The 20,326-nt window shown below is 73.9% G+C and carries 18 protein-coding genes; 11 read left to right on the top strand and 7 right to left on the bottom strand.

Features of this window, described 5'->3' with window-relative positions; genetic code table 11:
* Positions 1-156 precede the first annotated feature (156 nt).
* Together HHX40_RS13820 and HHX40_RS13815 are read left to right on the top strand one after the other, a co-directional pair.
* Positions 157-1,956, top strand: coding sequence for a PQQ-dependent sugar dehydrogenase (locus HHX40_RS13820; RefSeq protein WP_182880910.1), 1,800 nt, complete (start codon positions 157-159; stop codon positions 1,954-1,956).
* A 109-nt stretch (positions 1,957-2,065) separates the two neighbouring features.
* Positions 2,066-3,481, top strand: a complete 1,416-nt coding sequence (locus HHX40_RS13815) for a xylulokinase (protein WP_182881254.1) — start codon at positions 2,066-2,068, stop codon at positions 3,479-3,481.
* 185 nt (positions 3,482-3,666) lie between these two features.
* On the opposite strand, the gene HHX40_RS13810 is transcribed toward HHX40_RS13815, so the two are convergent.
* On the bottom strand, positions 3,667-4,368 hold the full coding sequence (locus HHX40_RS13810) for a Clp protease N-terminal domain-containing protein (RefSeq protein WP_182880909.1): 702 nt from the start codon (positions 4,366-4,368) through the stop codon (positions 3,667-3,669).
* A 56-nt stretch (positions 4,369-4,424) separates the two neighbouring features.
* Positions 4,425-4,862, bottom strand: a complete 438-nt coding sequence (locus HHX40_RS13805; RefSeq protein WP_182880908.1) for an ArsI/CadI family heavy metal resistance metalloenzyme — start codon at positions 4,860-4,862, stop codon at positions 4,425-4,427.
* Between the two features lie 110 nt (positions 4,863-4,972).
* Here HHX40_RS13805 and HHX40_RS13800 point away from each other — a divergent pair, with 110 nt between their 5' ends.
* The 3 genes from HHX40_RS13800 to HHX40_RS13790 all read left to right on the top strand — a co-directional run bounded on the left by HHX40_RS13800 (position 4,973) and on the right by HHX40_RS13790 (position 7,959).
* The gene (locus tag HHX40_RS13800) at positions 4,973-5,365 is read left to right on the top strand and encodes an ArsR/SmtB family transcription factor (RefSeq protein ID WP_182880907.1); all 393 of its coding nucleotides are present in this window, start codon (positions 4,973-4,975) and stop codon (positions 5,363-5,365) included.
* 41 nt (positions 5,366-5,406) lie between these two features.
* Positions 5,407-6,186: a DeoR/GlpR family DNA-binding transcription regulator gene (locus tag HHX40_RS13795; RefSeq protein ID WP_111697576.1), complete on the top strand. Its 780-nt coding sequence runs from the start codon at positions 5,407-5,409 to the stop codon at positions 6,184-6,186.
* Positions 6,187-6,720: 534 nt separating this feature from the next.
* Entirely contained in the window at positions 6,721-7,959 is a 1,239-nt protein-coding gene (locus tag HHX40_RS13790; protein WP_182880906.1) for an MFS transporter, read from the top strand.
* On the opposite strand, the gene HHX40_RS13785 is transcribed toward HHX40_RS13790, so the two are convergent.
* Together HHX40_RS13785 and HHX40_RS13780 are read right to left on the bottom strand one after the other, a co-directional pair.
* The gene (locus HHX40_RS13785; protein ID WP_182880905.1) at positions 7,920-8,270 is read right to left on the bottom strand and encodes a hypothetical protein; all 351 of its coding nucleotides are present in this window, start codon (positions 8,268-8,270) and stop codon (positions 7,920-7,922) included. The genes HHX40_RS13790 and HHX40_RS13785 overlap by 40 nt on opposite strands.
* 115 nt (positions 8,271-8,385) lie before the next feature.
* Entirely contained in the window at positions 8,386-9,153 is a 768-nt protein-coding gene (locus HHX40_RS13780) for a TSUP family transporter (RefSeq protein ID WP_182880904.1), read from the bottom strand.
* Between the two features lie 219 nt (positions 9,154-9,372).
* On the opposite strand from HHX40_RS13780, the gene HHX40_RS13775 reads away from it, so the two are divergent.
* From HHX40_RS13775 to HHX40_RS13765, 3 genes are read left to right on the top strand one after another with little or no spacing between them, the layout of a single operon-like run.
* Positions 9,373-12,720 (top strand): BTAD domain-containing putative transcriptional regulator, encoded by a 3,348-nt coding sequence (locus HHX40_RS13775; protein WP_182880903.1) that lies wholly within the window; start codon positions 9,373-9,375, stop codon positions 12,718-12,720.
* Between the two features lie 44 nt (positions 12,721-12,764).
* On the top strand, positions 12,765-13,409 hold the full coding sequence (locus tag HHX40_RS13770; protein ID WP_182880902.1) for a hemerythrin domain-containing protein: 645 nt from the start codon (positions 12,765-12,767) through the stop codon (positions 13,407-13,409).
* Positions 13,409-14,413, top strand: a complete 1,005-nt coding sequence (locus tag HHX40_RS13765) for a pyridoxamine 5'-phosphate oxidase family protein (protein ID WP_182880901.1) — start codon at positions 13,409-13,411, stop codon at positions 14,411-14,413. Before HHX40_RS13770 ends, HHX40_RS13765 begins: the two co-directional genes overlap by 1 nt.
* Before the next feature lie 25 nt (positions 14,414-14,438).
* Here the strand turns inward: HHX40_RS13765 and HHX40_RS13760 are convergent, their stop codons facing one another.
* Positions 14,439-15,191, bottom strand: a complete 753-nt coding sequence (locus HHX40_RS13760; RefSeq protein WP_220499102.1) for a hypothetical protein — start codon at positions 15,189-15,191, stop codon at positions 14,439-14,441.
* A 124-nt stretch (positions 15,192-15,315) separates the two neighbouring features.
* Between HHX40_RS13760 and HHX40_RS13755 the strand changes: the two genes are divergently transcribed.
* From HHX40_RS13755 to HHX40_RS13745, 3 genes are read left to right on the top strand one after another with little or no spacing between them, the layout of a single operon-like run.
* Positions 15,316-16,359, top strand: coding sequence for an AAA family ATPase (locus HHX40_RS13755; protein WP_138460648.1), 1,044 nt, complete (start codon positions 15,316-15,318; stop codon positions 16,357-16,359).
* Positions 16,356-17,276: a DUF58 domain-containing protein gene (locus HHX40_RS13750; RefSeq protein ID WP_111697567.1), complete on the top strand. Its 921-nt coding sequence runs from the start codon at positions 16,356-16,358 to the stop codon at positions 17,274-17,276. Before HHX40_RS13755 ends, HHX40_RS13750 begins: the two co-directional genes overlap by 4 nt.
* Positions 17,273-18,220, top strand: a complete 948-nt coding sequence (locus HHX40_RS13745; protein WP_111697566.1) for a VWA domain-containing protein — start codon at positions 17,273-17,275, stop codon at positions 18,218-18,220. The genes HHX40_RS13750 and HHX40_RS13745 overlap by 4 nt, the downstream gene beginning before the upstream one ends.
* Positions 18,221-18,225: 5 nt before the next feature.
* On the opposite strand, the gene HHX40_RS13740 is transcribed toward HHX40_RS13745, so the two are convergent.
* Both HHX40_RS13740 and HHX40_RS13735 read right to left on the bottom strand, forming a co-directional pair.
* On the bottom strand, positions 18,226-19,536 hold the full coding sequence (locus HHX40_RS13740; RefSeq protein WP_259403585.1) for a hypothetical protein: 1,311 nt from the start codon (positions 19,534-19,536) through the stop codon (positions 18,226-18,228).
* 241 nt (positions 19,537-19,777) lie between these two features.
* Entirely contained in the window at positions 19,778-20,263 is a 486-nt protein-coding gene (locus tag HHX40_RS13735; protein WP_310738140.1) for a hypothetical protein, read from the bottom strand.
* Between the last annotated feature and the right edge of the window lie 63 nt (positions 20,264-20,326).

Here is a 20,326-nt window from a genome sequence, read left to right as displayed (position 1 = left end):
CGCCGGGTCTGAAAGTTTCCTCACCCGGGCCCCTTCGGCGGACGAACACGCAGGCCGCCGGACGGCCTCCCGCCGGTCCGTTGCCTCTGGCGCGGCGGACGCTTTCGATGATTGACAAGCCGGTATGCGGTCCCCGTCTCCTCCCGGGAGCACGTGATGCCCAAGCGTCTGTCCGCGGCACTCGCGGCCGTCCTCTGCGTCGTGACCGCCGCCGCGGTGCTCGTCGCGACCCGGCCGGTCCCCGCGGGAGCGGCCACCGGCGGGTTCGACTTCACCAGGGCGCAGGTCTCCATCACGGGACTGCAGTCACCCTGGGGAATGGCCTTCCTGCCGGACCGCAGCGCCCTCGTGACCGAACGCACCACCGCGGACATCTGGCGGGTGTATCCGGGATACACGCCCACACGGGTGACCACCATCCCGAACGTGTACACGACGGGCGACGGCGGCCTTCTCGGCATCGCCTTGTCCCCCGCCTTCCTTCAGGACCAGTTCATCTACGTCTACTTCACCAGTGCCTCCGACAATCGCGTGGTCCGGTTCCGGTGGGGCGCCCCCAACACGCAGCAGGTCGTCCTCAGCGGCATTCCCCGCGGCCAGTCCCGCAACGGCGGGCGGATCGCGTTCGGTCCCGACGGCATGCTGTACGTCGCCACCGGCGACGCGGGCACCCCCGTCAACGCGCAGAACGGCACCCTGGGCGGCAAGATCCTGCGCCTCAGGCCCGACGGCACGGTGCCCGCGGACAACCCGTACGCCGGCTCGCCGGTCTACAGCTACGGCCACCGCAACGTCCAAGGACTCGCCTGGGACGACAGCGGCCGGCTGTACGCCACCGAGTTCGGCGAGGACGCCTGGGACGAGCTCAACGCCATCGTCCCGGGAGGCAACTACGGCTGGCCGTCCTGCCAGGGCGTGTGCGGAGACGCACGCTGGCGCGACCCGATCGTGACCTGGCGCCCGGCCGACGCGTCGCCCAGCGGCCTCGCGTACGCCAACGGGACGGTCTTCGCCGCGGCCCTGCGCGGAACGCGGCTGTGGGCGGTACCGGTCGCGGGCGGCATGGCGGGCACCCCGGTGGCCGAGCTTCAGGGGAAGTACGGACGGCTGCGCACCGTGGCCGTGGGGCCGGACGGCTGGCTCTGGGTGACGACGAGCAACCACGACGCCGGCGGGACTCCTGTCTACGGCGACGACCGGATCATCCGGATCCCGCCCGTCGAAGGCTGGCCGCCGGCCTCGCCGTCAGCCAGCCCGTCGCTCTCGCCGTCGGCCGGTCCGTCCCCCTCGCCGTCCGGCGGTTCCTCGCCGTGCCTCTCCCCCTCGCCCAGCCCTTCGCCGTCGCCGTCGCCGTCGCCCAGCCCGTCAGCGTCGGCCAGCCCGTCAGTGACGCCGTCGCCCAGCGCGTCACCGTCAGTCAGCCCTTCCCCGTCGGTGAGCCCTTCACCGACGCCGCCAGTCAGCCCCTCGCCGTCACCGTCGCCCAGCCCTTCCCCCAGCCCTTCGCCCAGTGCCTCGCCGTGCCCCTCGCCAACGCCCAGTCCTTCACCGTCACCGAGCCCCTCTCCCAGCCCTTCCCCCTCGCCCAGTCCCTCCCCCTCGCCCAGCCCCTCCCCCTCGCCCAGCCCGTCGCCGTCCACCGGCACGCGCTCGTGCGAAGCGACGATCCGTTTCATCCTGTCGTGGACGGCGGCCTCATACGGCCAACTGACGGTGCGGAACACGGGAACGCTGCCCATCTCCTCGTGGACCGTCACCTTCAAGGTCCCCAACGGTCTGAGCTGGGTGCAGATGTGGAACGGCGGCCGCGTCCCGCCGGGAGCCATGGTGACCGTCACGAACCAGCCCTGGAACGGCGCGCTGCCGCCAGGCGCGTCGGTGACGACGGACTTCGCGATCGGCTGGCCCGGCGGCACTGTCGAGGCGCCGTCGCCCATCACCTGTACGGCCACCTGACCCCCGGCTGGGCCGCTCACGATCGGCTTCGGTGGCCCGTAGCGGGTGTGTCATGATCTTTGCGACGCAGCCGGCGCGCTCGTCCGCGCCCGACACCCCCGGAGGACCGGTGCCCCTCGTCGCCGGGGTCGACTCATCGACCCAGTCGTGCAAGGTCGTCGTCCGCGACGCCGACACCGGGGAACTGGTGCGCGAAGGCCGCGCACCACACCCCGCCGGGACGGCCGTGCCGCCGGCCGCGTGGGAGGCCGCACTGTCCGACGCGGTCGCACAGGCCGGCGGACTGGACGACGTGGCGGCGGCCTCGATCGCCGGGCAGATGCAGGGCATGGTGTGCCTGGACGCGGACGGCGGGGTGATCCGGGACGCGGTGCTGTGGAACGACACCCGCTCGGCCGGCGCCGCCGCCGACCTGATCTCGGATCTCGGCGGCGGGGAGGCGGGACGGCGAGCATGGGCGGAGGCGGTCGGCCTGGTACCGGTGGCCAGCTTCACCGTCACCAAGCTGCGCTGGCTGGCCTCGGCGGAGCCGGACAACTCCGCCCGCACGGCCGCGGTGTGTCTGCCGCACGACTGGCTGACCTGGCGACTGTCCGGCGCGCCGGGGCTCGACGCGCTGCGCACCGACCGCAGCGAGGCCAGCGGGACCGGATACTGGTCGGCCGCGGCCGGTGAGTACCGCCTGGACCTGATCCGGCTGGCGTTCGGCCGCGACGACGTGCTGCTGCCGCAGGTGCTCGGGCCGACCGGTCAGGCCGGGCACCTGCGCACCGGCGCACCGCTGGGCCCCGGCGCCGGGGACTGCGCCGCGGCGGCGCTGGGCGCCGGTGCCGAGCCGGGCGACGTGATCGTGTCGATCGGCACCTCGGGCATCGTGTCCACCGTCTCCGACGTGCCGGCCGCGGACCCGAGCGGGATCGTCGCCGGGTTCGCCGACATGACCGGCCGGTTCCTGCCGCTGGTGTGCACGCTCAACGCCGCCCGGGTGCTGGACGCGGCCGCGACCATGCTGCGGGTGGACCACGCGGAGCTGTCGGCGCTGGCGCTGTCGGCCCCGCCGGGCGCCGACGGGCTGGTCCTGGTGCCCTACCTGGAGGGCGAGCGCACACCGAACCGCCCGCACGCCACCGGAGCCGTGCACGGCCTGACCCTGCGAACCTCGACCGCCGCGCACCTGGCCCGCGCGGCGGTCGAGGGCATGCTGTGCGCCCTCGCCGACGGGCTGGACGCGATGATCGCACAGGGCACGACGGTCGACCGGGTCATCCTGGTCGGCGGCGGCGCCCGCTCGGAGGCGGTCCGCCGGATCGCGCCGACGGTCTTCGGCCGCCCCGTGCTCGTCCCACCACTGGGCGAGTACGTCGCCGACGGCGCCGCCCGCCAGGCGGCCTGGATGCTGTCGGGCGGGCAGCGGCCGCCGTCGTGGACGATCGGGCAGGTCGAGACGCACGAGGCGGACCCGGTGCCGGCGATACGCGAACAGTACGCCGCGGCCCGCGAGAACGTCCTCGACCGCACTGAATGACGGCCGGCTGACGGCCGAATGACGGCGGCAGCGCCGGTCAGCGGGCGGCCCTGCAAGCCGCGCGCCACGCCGAGGCGTTCACGTGCGGCGCATCTGTTCCGGCCTGTCTCGGCCGAACCCACGAAGTGGGGCGACCCGCGTGCGAAGCCACTCGACGGGGACTCCTGGGAGCAGGTCGAGCCGGCCTACTCGTCGCGGGCCGCGGATCGCTTGGCGATCTCGGCCCTGACCGTCTCGTGCAACTCGTCCGACGTGAAGCCGAGGTTGCGCAGGATCTGCGCGGCCGGGCTCTCCTCGGCGCGGATCAGGCCCAGCAGCGTGTGTTCGGTGCCGACCCAGTCGTGGCCGAGGTCTGCCGACGCGCGGCTCGCGTGCTCGATGACCTCCTTGCTCTCCGGCCGGAACGCGATGTGGCCCCGCAGCGCCTTGGGCCCGGCCGGCGGCATCGCCTCCTCGATCGCGTCGCGGATGCGTTGCTCCGACTCGGTCTTCGCCATCAGCACCTCGTACGCGAGACCCCGGGGTTCGCCGAGCAGGCCGAGCAGGATGTGCTCGGTGCCGATGAAGTCGTGCTTGTGCGCTCGGGCGGCCTCCTGGGCCAGCACGATGGTGTGCCGATTCAGGTCGGTGAACCGATCGAACACGTTCGGCGCGTGGCGTTGCTGGGCGGCCTGCTTGGACACCCCGATGGCGTCGCCGACCTCGCTCCACGACGCGCCCGCCTGCTTGGCCTTGCCGACGTAGTGGCCGACGAGCTGGTCGGCGAGGTCGGACAGGGTCTGGGCGCGCAGTTGCGCCTCGCTGATGCGGGCCAGGTGGTCGGCGTCGGGGAGCTCCTCGTCGAGACGGGCGATCAGGTCGGCGAGGCTGATGTTGAGTGGGCTCATGCGTCAACCGTAGCTTGACGATTCTCGATCGTCAATCTTCGGTTGACGGCCGTCCCTCAATCGTTCTCAGAGGTGCCGCAGCACGCGGCACCGTCGGCGGTCGCCGTCCCGCTCCTGCCGATGACCTCCGCGTCGGCCTTGACCACGTACACCTCCCAGGGCTCACCTCCGGGGCCGTGCACCCACACCTTGTCCTGCAGGGCGTAGCAGCAGGTGGTGTCGTTCTCCTCGAAGGTCGCCAGGCCGGCCTCCTTCAGCCGCTCGGTCGCGGCCGTGACCTGCGCGGCGTCCTCGACCTCCACGCCGAGGTGGTCCATCCGGGTGGGCTCCCCCTGCTCGCCTTCGAGGAGCACCAGCTTCAGCGGCGGCTCGGCGACGGCGAAGTTGGCGTAGCCGGGCCGCCGCTTGGCGGGCTCGACGCCGAACAGCTTGGAGTAGAAGGCGATCGACCCTTCCAGGTCGGCGACGCGCAGGGCGAGCTGAACACGGGACATCGGTTCCTCCGTGGACCGTGAAGCGGCAGGCACGCCCGCTGCTTCGACAACTGTCTAATCAAGTTATCGGCAGATTGTGTCCCTGAATAGAGATGTGTCAAATTAAAGAGATGTCGAAGCAACAGCCGCCGATCGCCGACGCGGGTGCGGATGCGCCCGGCGGGGGATGCTGCGCACCGCTGACCTGCGAGCCGCTGCCGGAGCGCGAGGCCGTGGAGCTCGCGCCGCTGTTCAAGGCCGTCGCCGATCCCGTACGGCTGCGCCTGCTGTCGCTGATCGCCTGCCACGAGGGTGGCGAGGCGTGCGTGTGCGATCTCACGGCCGCCTTCGACCTCACCCCGCCGACGATCAGCCACCACCTGAAGGTGCTCAGGCAGGCCGGGCTCATCGGCTCCGAACGCCGGGGCACCTGGGTGTACTACCGGGTCAACCCCGGTGTACTGGCTCGGATGTCCGCGTTGATCCATCCCGTCTCGACCTCCGCACCCGGCCTTACAAAGTAGATTTAGTTGCTCTCGGACAGGCTGTGTGTTCAAATGAACACATGGAAAGTGCCGACCGCATGCGTGCGATCATGAATGCGCTGCGCACGACCGACAGCGTCTCCGTGGCCGAGCTGGCACTGGCGTATGGGGTCTCGGAGATGACCATCCGCCGCGACCTCGACGAACTCGCTCAGCAGGGCGTGGTCCGGCGGGTGCGCGGCGGCGCGCTGAGCCTGCTGCTGCGCGGCGAGGAACCGCCGTTCGGGGTGCGTGAGCGTGAGGCGGTCGAGGCCAAGCGGCGCATCGCCGCGGAGGTCGCCTCCCTGCTGGCCGATGGTGAGGCCGTGGTGCTCGACGGCGGCACGACCGCGCTGGAGGTAGCGCGGGTCGTACGCGACCGGCGGCTGACCGTGCTGCCGCTGGCGCTTCAGGCGGCGCAGGAGCTCGCCGCCGCGCCCCGCGTCCGTCTCGTGCTGCCCGGCGGGGAGGTGCGTCACGGTGAGATGAACTTCGTCGGTCCGCTCACCGAGGCGTCCATCAAGGCGCTGCGGTTCGACACCGCGGTCGTCGGCTGCTGCGGCCTGTCCGCCGAGCACGGCCTGACCGCGCACGACCTGCCCGAAGTGGCCATCAAGCAGGCCGCGATCGCCTCGGCCCGCCGGGTGGTGGTGGTCTGCGACTCGGGTAAGTTCAACCGGACGGCGTTCGGCGCGGTCTGCGGACTCGACCGGCTCGACGTGGTCGTCACCGACGACGGGATCCCCAAGGACCAGCACGACGCCCTCGCCGCCGCCGGAGTCACCGTGCGCACGGTTCCCGGGACGGCGTCCGTCCCCTGACGGATCCACACCACGCGGATCGTGCCGTACACGCCCGACCAGAACGCCCACGGAGGTCGCCCGCCCGCCCACGTCACTTCGCCGCCGGTCGTGCGGGGTCTCGTCCCGCCCTCACGGGCGGCCGCCCGGCTTCGGCCGGCACACCGTCCCGCTCACCGTCCTGGTCACCGCGCCGACCGCTGTCCCAGTGCGCTGTACAGCGCCGCGGTACAGCGCCGCCTGCCGGCGCCGATCCCCAGTCCCTACGCCCTGGCGTCGATGGCACAGCGCCGATCTCACCGCGCCGCGTGTGAGGCCAGGCGGCGCCGGCCCGGCGCGGCGTAACCCCTCTCCCCCACGCACCCCGAATCCCCCCATGTGTCCAGAGCACGCGTGTCCGAAGCACGGCCACGGACGGGTGCTTCCACCATCCCGCACGCCGGACGTGATCGATCGCACATCGACCGGCATTCGTACGCACACCGCCACAGCGCGGCAGGCCCGGCGGCCCGGGCCCCTGCCGACACGACCACAGCCTTCGAGGAGCGATGCGACATGGCCCTGTCCGCCCCCGCCCGTCCGGCGCTCGTACGCGCCCGGGTGGCCGTCTACGGTCTGTTCCTGCTGTCCGGGATGGCCATCGGCACGTGGACCAGCCGGATCCCCGCCATCAAGGCCGACCTGCTGCTCAGCGACGGCGCGCTGAGCCTCGGACTGCTGGGCATCGCGGCCGGCGCGATCACCGGCATGCAGATCGTCGGCCGGTTGGTGGACAGGTACGGCAGCTATCGGACGATGCTGCCGGTGGCCGTCGCGCAGGGCGTCGTGCTCGTGCTCCCCGCGTACGCCCCGAACCTGCCGGCGCTCGCGCTCGCCCTGTTCGTCTTCGGCTCGGTCCACGGCACCCTCGACGTCGCGATGAACGCCAACGCCGTCGTGGTCGAGCGCGCCTACGGCAGGCCGATCCTGTCGTCCTTCCACGCGGTGTTCAGCGTCGGCGGGTTCGCGGGGGCGTCCGCGGGTGGGCTGTTCGCCCACGCCGATGTGAGTCCGGCCCTGACCTTCGCGTCCGTGGGCGTGGTCATCCTGCTCGTCGCGCTGCTGAGCGCCCGCTGGGCGCTGCGCGACGACCCGCCGGGGCGCACGGCAGCGTCCGCGCCGTCCGCGCCCTCCGGAAACGGCCCGGCCCGGCGGCGCGTCAGCGGCGGCGTGCTGTTCCTCGGCGTCCTCGCGTTCTGCTGCCTGGTCGGTGAGGGCGCCTCGGCCGACTGGGGATCGGTCTACCTGCGGGACAACCTGGGCTCCTCCCCCGGCTTCGCCGCCGCGGCGTACGCCGCCTTCTCGATCATGATGACCGCCGGGCGGTTCGCCGGAGACCGTCTCGCCGCCTGGCTGGGCCCGGTCACGCTGGTGCGCTGCTGCGGGGTGCTCGCCGGGGCGGGTCTCGCGGCCGGGGTCCTCGTGGCCCGGCCGGTCGCCGGTGTCGTGGCGTTCGGGCTGTTCGGCGCGGGCCTGTCGTGCATCATCCCGCAGGTGTTCTCGGCCGCCGGGCACCGCGACCCCGCGCAGTCGGGCCGGGCGCTGGCGGCCGTGGCGAGTCTCGGCTACACCGGTTTCCTGACCGGCCCGGTTCTCATCGGCGGCCTGGCGGAGGCAATCACCCTCCCGTACGCGCTGCTGGTGCCCGCCCTGCTCGCGCTGTTCGTCGCCCTCGCGGCCCCGGCCGTACGGGCGCCGCGGCGCGAGCCCGCCGATCAGGCGCGGGTGACCTTGACGCCGCCGAAGACGCCGTAGCTGCGCACGCGGACGAGAGGCCCGGAGGCGCCGGCCGTCGCCGGGTCCACCGCGCGTCCGCCGAACAGGCTGAAGCCCTCGACCTCGACCGCGGCGCCGGCGGGCACCCGCAGCCGCACCCCTCCCACGAGGGAGACCTTCGTCACCGTGGTGACCGGCGCCATCTCGGCGTCGCCGAGGTCGAGGTCGGCGCCGCCGACCGGAGTGAGGACGACCGTGTCCGCGGGCATCGGGCCCTGCCCGCGGTGCCTGAGACCGCCGAGAAGTGAGACGTGCCAGTCCGTGCGCTGCGATGAGTTCGTGTTCGTCATGACCTTTACGGTACGGATGGCCGGGCGACGTGATCAGTGCCGAGCGTCGTGTGCCGACCATGACATCCGTCATGGCGGCGGCCCGGTCCCGGCTCCCCCGGGGAATCAGGGGTGGTCAGGTGGCGAGGAACTGGTCGTAGGCGAGCTTGGCGACCAGGGCTGCCACCACGCACAGCAGGACGGCCCGGACGAACCCGGAGCCGCGGCTGAGCGCCATCCGGGCGCCGATCTGCGCCCCGGCGATGTTGCAGGCGGCCATGGCCAGTCCCACGGCCCACAGCACGTGCCCCTGCGCGGCGAAGACGACGAGGGCGCCCAGGTTCGTGCCGGTGTTGATGACTTTCGCCGTGGCCGAGGCGTGGACGAAGTCCATCCCGAGGATCGAGGTGAACGCGATGAGCAGGAACGTCCCGGTGCCCGGCCCCAGGATGCCGTCGTAGTAGGCGATCGCCAGGCCCGAGACCGCCAGCGCCGCCACGACCCGCCCCCGGGTGCGCAGGTGCGGCTGGGGCAGGCGGCCGAACGCCGGTCGCAGGGTCACGAACGCGGCCACTCCGAGCAGCACGACCATGACCAGCGGTTTCAGCACGGCCGCGTCGAGCAGGGCCGCCGACGCGGCGCCCAGGCCGGCGAAGGCGACCGCCAGCGCCGCGGCGGGCACGGCCACGGCGCGGTCCAGTTTCGTCCTGCGGGCGTAGGTCAGGGCGGCCGAGGCCGTGCCGAAGATGGCGGCGGACTTGTTCGTCGCCAGCGCTTGGACCGGCGGGACGCCGGCCAGCAGCAGCACCGGAAGCTGGAGCACGCCCCCGCCGCCGACGACGGCGTCGACCCACCCGGCGGCCACCGCGGCGAGCAGCAGCAGCACGATCTGCCCGGCGTGCATGCGCCGCGTCCCCCCTTTTTGCCCCAGCTTTGCCCCGGCTTGTCCCTGGCCGGACAGGGCCGAGCCTAGCGGGCGGCCGTGTGGCCGACGTCGGCGAAGGTGACGAGAACGGCTGAAGTCCGGCCACGACCCGGACGATCGGTCGTGGCGCTGGAAAATCGGACAGCTCCGGAAATGTAACAATTGGACCGGTTGAACGGTGCTCCCTACCATTGGCCCGTGCGGCTGAACGTCCTCGGGCCCGTGGAACTCGTCGTGGCCGGGCAGGCCGTATCGGCCGGACCGCCTAAGCAGCGAGCCCTCCTGGCCCTCCTCGTGATGAACTCCGACCGGGTGCTCCCCGCGGACCTCCTGGCCGACCGGCTGTGGTCGGGCAACCCGCCGCCCAGCGCCCAGGGGAGCCTGCAGGTCTACGTCTCCAACCTGCGCCGCCGGCTGGAGCCCGACCGGCGGCCGGGCGCGACCCCGGCCGTCCTGGTCAGCGCCGCCGACGGGTACGGCCTGATGACCGGCGGGCTCGGCCTCGACACGAGGGACTTCGAGACGCTCGTGTCGGCCGGGTCCGGCGATCTGGCCGAGGGACGGCACGAGGAGGCGGCGGCCGCCCTCGCCGAGGCGCTCGACCTGTGGCGAGGCGACCCGTACGCGGACGTGCGGTCCGAGGAGTGGGCCCAGCCGGAGATCGGCCGTCTGGAACAGGTGCGGCTGGACGCGGTGGAGGGGCTGGCCACGGCCCTGCTGGAGCTGGGCCGCCACACGGACGTGGTCGCGCGGCTGGACTCGTTCGTCCGCGAACACCCGCTGCGGGAGCGTGCCTGGGAACTGCTGGTGCTGGCCGACTACCGGGCGGGCCGGCAGGCCGCGGCCCTCGAACGCCTGCGCAGGGTGCGGGAGGTGCTCGCCGGGGAGCTGGGCATCGACCCCGGGCCGCGGCTGCGGGAGCTCGAAGGCGCGGTGCTGCGCCAGGACCCGGCGCTGCTCCCGCCGGAGCGGCCCGCCACACCGCCACCCCCGCGGCGGCCTCCGGCGCGGACCCCGGAAGAGACGCCGAGAGAGACGACGCCGAAGCGGACGGCTTCGAAACAGGTGACGGCGCGCAGGGCTCCCGAGCCCGCGGCGGACCAGACGGTCTTCGTCGGCCGCGAGAGCGCGCTGGAGTTCCTGCACGCGGCGGCCAGGGCGTCGTCCGACGCCGGGCAGGTCGTGCTGGTGGACGGCGAGCCGGGGGTCGGCAAGACGAGCCTGCTGAAGCGGTTCCGCGCGACCGCCGCCGTGCCGGTCGGCTGGGGGTCGAGTCCCGACCACGAGACGGCGCCCGCCCTGTGGCCCTGGGAACGGGTCCTGCGCGACCTCGCCGCCGCGTTCCCGGAGGCCGCCCTGCCCGGCGAGGTGAGCACGTTCCTGTCGGGCGGGCTGGAGGCGATTCCGGCGGCCGACGCGCAGGGGGCGCGGCTGCGGTTCTTCGAGGCGGTCGGCACGTTCCTGGCCGACACCGGCCCGGTGATCGTCGTGCTGGAGGACGTCCACGCGGCCGACGACGCGACGCTGCGGCTGCTGGTCCACGTGGCGTCCACCGCCCGGCCGGGTCTGCTGCTGGTGGCGACCTTCCGGCGGCACGAGGCGTCGGCGCTCACCGGCACGCTGTCGGCGCTGTCGCGGCTCGGCGCGCGCAGGCTCGGGCTCGACGGGCTCACCGCCGAGGAGGTCCGCGCGCTCGTCCAGGAGTTGTCCAGCCGCGACCCGGGCGGCCGCAGGGCCGAGGAGCTGCGCGGGCGCACCGCCGGGAACCCGTTCTTCCTCGCGGAGCTGGCCCGGGCGGGCGAGGAGCTGCCGCAGGGCGTGCTGGACGTCGTGCTGCACCGGGTGGCGGCCCTGGGGGCGGAGGCGGCCCGCGTGCTGGAGCTCGCCGCCGTGATGGGCGACGAGTTCGAGGCGGGCGTCCTGGCCCGGGTCGCCGGCGGCACGGTCGGCGACCTGCTGCCGCCGCTCGACGCGGCCCTCGACGCGGGGCTGATCCGGGAGTCGTCGTACCGGCTGGGCGGGTACGAGTTCGCGCACGCCCTGGTGACCGACGCGTTGCTGTCGCGCCGGTCGCGGCTGTGGCGGGCGCGCGTGCACGAGCAGGTCGCCGGCGTCCTCACCCACGTCCACGGGGACCGGGACGACCACGCGGCGGTGATCGCGCGGCACTGGCTGGCGGCGGCGGAGCTGGGCGCGGAGCCCGCCCGCATGGCGATGGACTACTCCGCCCGCGCAGCGCGGGCGGCCCTGCGGCGGCACGCGCCCGACGACGCGGCCGTGTCGTGGCAGGAGGCGCTGGCGGCGGCCGAGCCGGCCGGGGCCGGTCCGGCCGAGAGGTTCGAGCTCGCCGTCGGGCTGGCCGAGAGCCGTTACGCCGCCGGGCGGTTCGACGAGGGCTACGAGGCGGTCGAGCAGGCGCTCGCCCTGGCCGGCCCCGACCTGGACCAGGCCGTCAGGGCCGCCGACATCGCGATGGGACACGGCGTCTGGGTGCCGTTCCGCTACGGCCTCGATGTGGCCGCCCTGCGGGAGGCGATGGACCGGGCCGTGCGCGAGCTGTCCCCGGACACGTCCGCGTGGGCGACGGCACAGGCCGTCCGGGCCGTCGTGCTCGCCCAGACCGGCCGCGAGGCCGAGGTCGACGCGGTCTCGTCGCAGGCCGTGGCGGCGGCCGAACGCCTGGGCGACCCCGCCCTGCTGCGGCGCGTGCTCCACCTGCGGCTGCTGGCCATGCAGGGACAGGACTTCATCGAGCAGCTCGGCGCGACCGCGCGGCGCCTGCTGGCGGAGCCGGACCTGTCGTCCCAGCTCAGGGTGATCGCCCAGCTCCACCTCGTCACCCATCACGTCGAGCACGGGCGCGTGCCGCAGGCCCGCGCGCTGCTGACGGAGACCGGCGCGCTGCTGCGCGACCTGCACAACCCCACATTGGCACTGCAGGCGGCGATCGCACACGTGGGTCTCGACCTGTTCCAGGGTGTGCCGGACCCGACTCGCCACTTCGAGCCCGTCAGGGCGACACTGTCCTTCTCCGACCTCGCGTACTTCGAGGTGGGCATGCTCGCCGTGCGGGCCGAGACGCTCATCCAGGAGGACCGTTTCGGCGAGGAGGCGGAGTGGATCGAGGAGATGTTCCGGCGGACGGGCATGGCCGGGCTCGCCTACGTCCTGGCGTACGCGCTGGCGGACCGGGGTGAGCACGAGCGTGCCCGGCGGCTCCTGCGTGAGACCCCGCTGCCGCCGCGCGACTACCACTGGGCGATGTCCGCCATGTGCCGGCTGCACGCGGCGATCCGGCTCGGCGAGACGGACATCGTGCGGGAGGTCTACGACGCGTTCCGTCCCTTCGCCGGGCTGCTGCACGTGAGCGGCACCTGCACCACGATCGACGGCGCGTACGACGGCCACATGGGCGAGGCGCTGCTGGCGCTCGGCGACCGCGAGGGGGCGCGGGCCCACCTGCGGGAGGCGGTGCGCCTGCTGGAGCAGGCGGGCGGGGGCTACTGGCTGGCAAGGGCCCGACAAGCCCTCGACAAGTGCGCGTAGGGGCGTGACGCGCACGCTGTTCCCGACAGTGAGGGAACAGACTGATGATCACACCAGAACACCTGACCGGCTTCCTGATGATGCACGCCGGTTTCCGCGCCGAGTTCGGCCGCCTGGCCGAGGCGTGCGCGCACCCGCGTGACGACGCGCACGAGGAACTGCTGGAGGAGCAGCTCGCACTCGTGCTGGACATGCTGCACGCCCACCACTCGCACGAGGACGCCCACCTGTGGCCCACGCTCGTCGGCCGCGCCCCGGAGGCGGCGGACGTGCTGGCCGAGCTGGAGTCCGAGCACGCCGTGCTCGACCCGCTCGTCGCGGCCGCCTCCGACCGCGGGGTGCCCCTGGCCGGGCGCGCGCCCACCCTGCGGCGGCTGCACGAGCTCGTCAACGAGCACCTCGACCACGAGGAGCGGACCGCCGTGCCGCTCATGCTCCGCCACCTCACCCTCGACGAGGTCGAGGCCGACAAACGCCGGGCGATGGACGACTTCGGCCGCCGCCGGATCCCCGTCATCTTCGGCTGGCTCGCCTCGAGCGCGGACACCCGCCTGCTCGCCACGTCGTACGCCGACCTGCCCGTCGTGGCCCGGCTGATGTTCCGCCTGTTCTGGTGGCCGGCCTACCGGCGGCGCTTCGCCCGCCTGTACGGCGCCGCCGCCCCCGCGAACGCCGTCCTGGAGTCGTGATGACCACGCCCGTATCGACCATGTGGCCGCGCGAGACGGCCGAGCTCTTCGACCGCGCGATGGTGTGCGAGTACGCCTCGCTGACCCGCGACGGCCGGCCCGTCACCTGGCCCGTCACGCCGTACGTCGGCGCGGGCGGCACGCTGGACGTGAGCACCGGGCTCACCTACCCGGACAAGGCCGAGCGCGCCCGGCGCGACCCGCGCGTCGCGCTGCTCTGCTCCGATGCCGGGGGCACCGGACCGGACGGTGCCCGTCCCCGGGCGCCCGTCGTCCTCGTGCAGGGCCGGGCGACCGTACGCGACGCGGATCTGCAGGCCAATACCGACCGGTACGTCCGCGAGTCGCTCGCCAAGACCGGCGCCGGGTTCGCCGGGATGCCGTGGTTCCTGGTGAAGCGGCTGGGATGGTACTTCGCTCGGATCTGGGTGGAGGTCACCCCCGAGAGGATCGTCTGGTGGCCCGAGGGCGACCTGTCCAGGACACCCGAGATCTGGACGGCCCCCGGGGACGTCGCGGTCCCCGCCTCCGACCCGGCCCCCACAGGCCCCCGGCTGCCGAGCCGATCGGCCCCGCCGGCGGACTGGCGGCCCTTCGCCGATCGCGCGGCGCGCCTGGGCGAGCCCGTCGTCACCATGGTCGCCGACGGCATGCCACTGGCGGTGCGCACCCGCTCGGCCGTGCGCACCGAGGCCGGTTTCGACCTGCGCCTGCCCGCGGGGGTCCAGGCGGCCGAGGGGCCGGTGTGCCTGACCTTCCACCGGCACGGCCCGGCCATGGAGTGGCAGGAGAACGTGGTGCTCGTCGGGACCGCGACCGGGGCGGGCGACCGGCTCGGCGTGCGGGTCGAGCGGGCCCTGAACGACTGGAGCCTCTCCGGGAACCGCCGCGAGCGGAACCGCTCGTTCCTCGGCCAGGGCAGGCTGCTCAGGAAGCGCCTGAAGGCCGAGGCCGCCCGCCGCGGCCAGCCCGTCCCCCGCGTCCGCCGCCCCCAGCCTGACTGACACGTCGGCCGGACGTACGCGGGGCTCAGATGGGACCGCGGCCGTCGTCGAGGTCCATCGGCCACGGCGACTCGCTGCCGCTCCCGGACGGGCCGGGGGTGGGCCGCTGCGGCACCGGCGAGGCGGGCTCGGGCGGCGGGCTGGGCACGAACTGCGTGTTCGGCAGCGGCCGGGCCGGTTCCTGCTCGTCCTCGCCGCGGAACAGCAGCAGCCAGGCGGCCACGAGGAGCACGAGCACCAGGGTGGCGAGCAGCGTCGAGGCGAGCACGACCGAGCGGCGGGTGGCGACCGCCGGGGGCGGCGGGGCCGGCGGGCCGGGCACCGCGGGGGTGGCGTCGCCCTGCCAGTAGTGCAGGAAGTCGGGTCCGTGCCGCTGCCCGATGAGCGTGCCGGACACCGTGACCGGGTCGAGGAACCGCTCGGCCCCCGGCGCGTTCGGCACGTACGGCACGGCGACCCAGGGGGCGGGACCGTCGTGCATGGCCAGGACGGTCGGCGTGTCGGGGGCGCCCCGGCCGCGCATCCGGTCCACCAGGGAGGCGCCCCAGCCGAGCACGCCCGTACGGCCCTGCCGCTCGGCCTCTCTGATCGCGGTGACGAACCGGTCCCGGGCCGCGGCGTCGAGGGCGGCGCCGCTGCTGAGGACCGCCACCGACACCACCCGGCCGTCGGGTGCCTGGCCCAGGTAGACGAGGCCGCCCTGGGCCGTGCGCAGGCGTGCCTGCAACGCGATCGGTCCCACGTGGGACGGGTCGCCGTACTGCAGAGGGGTCACCATCTCCTCCACATCAAAACACACAAGCACGACAACACACGGGCGCGACAGGGGGTGTGGCACGCGCCGGGACGGGCAAATGGGAGAGAAATGGATTCTCCCGCCGAGTCACGGTTGAATAACGAGCATGACCGTTGCCGATGAACGCAGTGACCCCGAGCCCGGCGAGGGCGTCGCGGAGCAGGAGGACGGGGAGGCTCGGCTGGATTCCCTGATGGACGCGCTGGCCGAGGTCCGCCGTGTGATCGTGGGGCAGGACCACATGGTGGAGCGGCTGCTGGTGGCGCTGCTCGCCCGGGGGCACTGCCTGCTGGAAGGCGTGCCGGGGGTGGCCAAGACCCTCGCGGCCTCCACGCTGGCCACCGTGACCGGCGGATCGTTCGCCCGGATCCAGTTCACCCCCGACCTCGTGCCCAGTGACATCGTCGGCACCCGCGTCTACCATCCCGGCTCCGAGAGCTTCGACGTCGAGCTCGGGCCGGTGTTCGTGAACTTCCTGCTGGCCGACGAGATCAACCGCGCCCCGGCGAAGGTGCAGTCGGCGCTGCTGGAGGTGATGGCCGAGCGGCAGGTCACGCTCGCCGGGCGGACCCACCCGCTGCCCCGCCCGTTCGTCGTGCTCGCCACGCAGAACCCGATCGAGTCCGAGGGCGTCTACCCGCTGCCCGAGGTGCAGCGCGACCGGTTCCTGTTCCGGGTGCTGGTGTCCCACCCGAGCGCCCACGAGGAGCTGGAGATCCTCCAGCGGATGAGCGTCCGGCCGCCGGTGCCGAGGCCGGTGCTGGACCCGGCCACCCTCCTGCGGCTGCAGGACATGGCCGAGGAGGTCTCGGTGCACCAGCTCGTGGCCGACTACGTCGTACGGCTGGTCATGGCGACGCGGACCCCGTCGGAGTACGGCCTGCCCGACCTGGAGGACACGATCGAGATCGGGGTGAGCCCGCGGGCGACGCTGGGCCTGGTCTCCGCCGGGCGGGCGCTGGCCCTGCTGCGCGGCCGCGACTACCTGCTGCCCGACGACATCCGCGACGTCGCCGTGGACGTGATGGCGCACCGGCTGATGCTCACCTTCGACGCGCTGGCCGACGAGGTGGACCCCGCCGAGGTCGTCGGGCGCATCCTGCGGGCCGTGCCGCCGCCCCTCGTGGTGTGGAACCAGGGCATGCGATGAGCGGCGGCAACCCCGACCAGGCGCTCCGGCGGCTGGAGCTCACGGTGGTGCGGCGGCTGGACGGGTTGCTGCAGGGCCGCCATCAGGGGCTGATCCCCGGGCCGGGCAGCGAGCACGGCGACAGCCGGGTGTACGTGCCCGGCGAGGACGACGTGCGCCGCATGGACTGGGCGGTGACCGCCCGAACGACGGTCCCGCACGTGCGGGACCTGATCGCCGACCGGGAGCTGGAGACCTGGGCGCTGGCCGACCTGTCGGCCAGCATGGAGTTCGGCACCGCCGAGGTCTCCAAACGCGACCTGGTCATCTCCGCCGTGGGGGCGATCGGGATCCTCGCCGGACGGGTGGGCGACCGGTTCGGCGCCTACATCCTTTACGGCGACGACGTGCACCGGTATCCGGCCCGGCAGGGCAGGCCCCGGCTCTACGCGTTACTGCACTCGCTGCTCGGCGCGCCGCCCGCGCAGGGCTCGGTCGATCTCGGGGAGGGGCTGGAGATGATGGCGGCGGCGCACCGCAAACGAGGGCTGCGGGTGGTCGTCTCCGACTTCCTCGACCCCGCGGACTCCTGGGAGCCGCCGCTCCGCCGCCTGGCCGCGCGGCACCAGGTGCTGGCCGTCGAGGTGGTCGATCCGCGCGAGCTGGAGCTTCCCGACGTCGGTTTCGTCACCCTCACCGACCCGGAGACCGGCCGCTCACGCGGCGTCCACCTGTCGCGCGGGATCAGGGAGCGGTACGCCGAGGCGGCGGCCGAGCAGCGCTGGGAGATCCGTACGGCGCTGCGCCGGGCCGGGGCCGCCCACCTGGTCCTGCGCACCGACCGCGACTGGGTGTTCGACCTCGCCGGGTTCGTGCTGCGGCAGCGGCGCACGGCCCATCTGATGCGGCGGGCCGCGGGCAGGAGGGCGGGCGCGTGACCTTCCTGTCCCCCGGCTGGCTCTGGCTGTTCGTCCTGGTCGCGGCGATGATCGCGGCGTACGTGGCGCTGCAGTTCGCCCGCCGCCGCTACACGCTGCGCTTCACGAACCTGGCGCTGCTGTCGCTGGTGGCGCCGGAGCGGCCCTCGTGGCGGCGGCACGTTCCCGCCGTGTTGTTCCTGATCATGATGGCCCTGCTGGTCATGGGCGCGGCCAGGCCCGCGGGCGCGGTCAAGGTGCCCAGGGACCGGGCCACCATCATGATCGCCGTGGACGTGTCGCTGTCGATGGATTCCAACGACGTCGAGCCCACCCGGCTCGTCGCGGCCAAGCAGGCCGCCCAGCAGTTCGTACGGGACCTGCCGGACCGGTTCAACGTCGGCGTGGTGGCCTTCGCCCGGTCGGCGGCCGTGGTGATCTCCCCGACGACCGACCACGCGGCCGTGACCACCGCCATCTCCAGCCTGACCACCCGGGCCGGCACGGCGATCGGCGAGGCGGTGTTCAACTCGCTCGACTCGATCAGGTCGTTCGACCAGCGGGCGGTGACCGACCCGCCGCCCGCGGCCATCGTGCTGCTGTCGGACGGCGACAACACCTCCGGCCGGTCGGTCAACGAGGCCGTGGAGGCGGCCGTCGGCGCCAAGGTGCCGGTGTCCACGATCGCGTACGGCACGCCGGAGGGCACCGTGACGATCGACAACCGGGCGGTGCAGGTGCCGGTCAACAAGGCCACCCTGCAGTCGTTGTCGGACGGCACCGGGGGCCGGGCGTACACCGCCGAGTCGGGGAGCGAACTGCGGGACGTCTACGCGCAGATCGGCACCTCGCTCGGGTTCAAGGTGGTGCACCAGGAGATCACCCAGCGGTTCCTCGTCGCCGCGATCATCGCCGCGATGCTCGCCGCCGCCGCGGCCATGCTGCTCGGCGCCCGCATCCCCTGACCGGGTCACGCCCGCGTCCCGGCGAACGGCGCCGCGCGGGCCGCGCCGCCGGGCACCGCCGGGCGACGAGGGGCCCGGCCGAAGGCCAGTCCGGCCGCCAGGCACGCCACGGGCACGACCGGAAGCACGTACCGGTGGTCGAAGTCGAGCACGGCCACCGGCGCGACCAGCAGCGTGACGGCGACCGCCCACGGCAGCGCCGCCGTCCGGGGTCGCCGCACCGCGCCCGCGGCGCCCAGCAGCAGGACGGCGGCCAGCAGCGGCCCGCGCAGGTAGGCCGGGTACTGGTAGGCGACGAGCAGGTCCGCGTACGGCCGGACCGACCGCATCCCGGTGAGATCCGGGTCGTACTCCCTTCTGACCTGCCCGGCGAGCGGCTGATCGGCGGGCAGCGGCCAGGTGCCGCGGGCGAAACCGAACGCGGGGACGGTGCGCGCCGGGTGGGCGACGGGGGTCCAGGCGAACGCGAGCGCGGTGTCCCTCGCCACGTCGCGCAGGTAGTCCAGCGGCTGGGCGGCGATGGCGCGCAGCGCGAAGGCGCGGGCCCGTTCGTTGAGCGCGGCGTGCCCGCCGGGGAGCCGGTTGAGGGAGGACTCCCCCGCCCACACGTACTCGCTCGCGGCGTCGAGCGCGAGGCCGTTCGGGCACAGCGGCTCGAGGTCCGGCGGAGGCCGGACGAGCGCGCAGTCCGCGAAGGTCATGGTGCGGGCCCACAGCGCGACCCCGTCCCCGCCGCCGATCGCGAACCTGCCGTGGACCCCGGCGTACCATCCCGCGTACGCGGCGACCGGCAGCAGCCCGGACAGGGCGAGCACGGCCAGGCGGCGCCAGGGGACGCGGCGTACGGCGAGCGCCGGCACGGCGAGCAGGATCAGCGGCAGCGCGATCGTCCGCGTGAGGGCGGCTCCCGCGAGGAGCAGGCCGGCCGCCGCGGCGGCCCGCGCGGACGGCACCGGGCGGCGGACCAGCAGGGCCGTGGCCGCCACGACCAGCAGGACGAACAGCGAGTCGGACAGCACCGCGTGCTCCAGGCGGAGGAACGACGCGTCGAACAGCACCGGCGCCGAGGCGGCCACGGCGGCCCAGCCTGGCGCTCCCCTGCCGCGCAGCGCCGCGTAGACGACGACGCCGGTCGCCAGTCCCATCCCGTGCTGCACGGCGACGACCACCTCGACGCTGTGGAAGGGCAGGAGGGCACGCAGCAGCAGGGGGTATCCGATCGGGTGGAACCCCTGCTCGGGCCGCAGGTGGACGGCGTTGTGCAGGTAGGTGAACGAGTCGTACCAGTACAGCCGGGCGGGCGGATAGCCGAGCATGGTGACCACCCGGAGCGCGGCCGCGATCGTCAGCGTGACCGTAAGGCGCGGTGCCGCCCGGCCCGGGCGAGGACCGGGAGCAGGCGGTGAGCGTACGCGAGCATGGCGAATCCGATCGGGGAGGGGAGACGGGCAGGCGTCATCCGCGCACGGCGCCCAGTGGCCCGGTTCCGTGATCGCGGCGGGAGTTCGGTCGCCTCGCCGAGCCGCGTGGTTCAGCGCGGCCCGGCGGCTCGGCGGCTCAGGGGTGGGACGGTGACTCGGCGGCCGCCGGGCAGTAGGCGTCCCTGGCGCGTGGCCGGGGGTTGGGTGCCGGGCCGACCAGCAGGAGCGCCTGTCCGTCGGCGACCATGATCCCTTCGTGGACGTACCAGCCGGCGGGGGCAGGCAGCCGGGCGCCGCCGGCGGCGTAGGAGGTGAACTCCGCTCGCACGCCGTGCTCCCGCAGCAGGGGCAGGACCTCGGCGACGGTCCTGTTGAGGAACTCCACGCAGTGGAAGGGCCGGCCTTCCATGTCGATGTGCTCCATGAGGCCGTACCGCTCCCCCGGCCGGGCGGCGCGGCCGATCAGCACCTCGGCGTGCCCGCGGACCGGGATGCGGAACCCGGCCGGGCAGCCGGCGAAGCGCGCGCACGTGCCCGGCGCCTGGATCGGGGTGATGGCGCTGTTGTCGCGGGTGCCGTCGACGTAGAGCGTCTGTCCCGCCGAAGCGGGGGCCGTGGGCACGATCCGCACCTCCACGTCCAGGCCGCGCTGGCGCAGTTCACGCTGGTATGTCGCGGGATCGGC

The organism is Microbispora sp. H10949 (assembly GCF_014161435.1).
Lineage (GTDB): Bacteria > Actinomycetota > Actinomycetes > Streptosporangiales > Streptosporangiaceae > Microbispora > Microbispora triticiradicis.
The sequence above is the reverse complement of the archived record's forward strand: the minus strand, read 5'-3'. Positions and strand labels throughout refer to the sequence as shown.

What these genes read in the sequence shown, in the direction of transcription:
- HHX40_RS13820 (WP_182880910.1), top strand. Translation starts at nt 157, where the DNA reads ATGCCCAAGCGTCTGTCCGCGGCACTCGCGGCCGTCCTCTGCGTCGTG.
- HHX40_RS13810 (WP_182880909.1), bottom strand. Translation starts at nt 4,368, where the DNA reads ATGAGCCCACTCAACATCAGCCTCGCCGACCTGATCGCCCGTCTCGAC.
- HHX40_RS13805 (WP_182880908.1), bottom strand. Translation starts at nt 4,862, where the DNA reads ATGTCCCGTGTTCAGCTCGCCCTGCGCGTCGCCGACCTGGAAGGGTCG.
- HHX40_RS13800 (WP_182880907.1), top strand. Translation starts at nt 4,973, where the DNA reads ATGTCGAAGCAACAGCCGCCGATCGCCGACGCGGGTGCGGATGCGCCC.
- HHX40_RS13795 (WP_111697576.1), top strand. Translation starts at nt 5,407, where the DNA reads ATGGAAAGTGCCGACCGCATGCGTGCGATCATGAATGCGCTGCGCACG.
- HHX40_RS13790 (WP_182880906.1), top strand. Translation starts at nt 6,721, where the DNA reads ATGGCCCTGTCCGCCCCCGCCCGTCCGGCGCTCGTACGCGCCCGGGTG.
- HHX40_RS13785 (WP_182880905.1), bottom strand. Translation starts at nt 8,270, where the DNA reads ATGACGAACACGAACTCATCGCAGCGCACGGACTGGCACGTCTCACTT.
- HHX40_RS13780 (WP_182880904.1), bottom strand. Translation starts at nt 9,153, where the DNA reads ATGCACGCCGGGCAGATCGTGCTGCTGCTGCTCGCCGCGGTGGCCGCC.
- HHX40_RS13770 (WP_182880902.1), top strand. Translation starts at nt 12,765, where the DNA reads ATGATCACACCAGAACACCTGACCGGCTTCCTGATGATGCACGCCGGT.
- HHX40_RS13765 (WP_182880901.1), top strand. Translation starts at nt 13,409, where the DNA reads ATGACCACGCCCGTATCGACCATGTGGCCGCGCGAGACGGCCGAGCTC.
- HHX40_RS13760 (WP_220499102.1), bottom strand. Translation starts at nt 15,191, where the DNA reads ATGGTGACCCCTCTGCAGTACGGCGACCCGTCCCACGTGGGACCGATC.
- HHX40_RS13755 (WP_138460648.1), top strand. Translation starts at nt 15,316, where the DNA reads ATGACCGTTGCCGATGAACGCAGTGACCCCGAGCCCGGCGAGGGCGTC.
- HHX40_RS13750 (WP_111697567.1), top strand. Translation starts at nt 16,356, where the DNA reads ATGAGCGGCGGCAACCCCGACCAGGCGCTCCGGCGGCTGGAGCTCACG.
- HHX40_RS13740 (WP_259403585.1), bottom strand. Translation starts at nt 19,536, where the DNA reads ATGCTCGGCTATCCGCCCGCCCGGCTGTACTGGTACGACTCGTTCACC.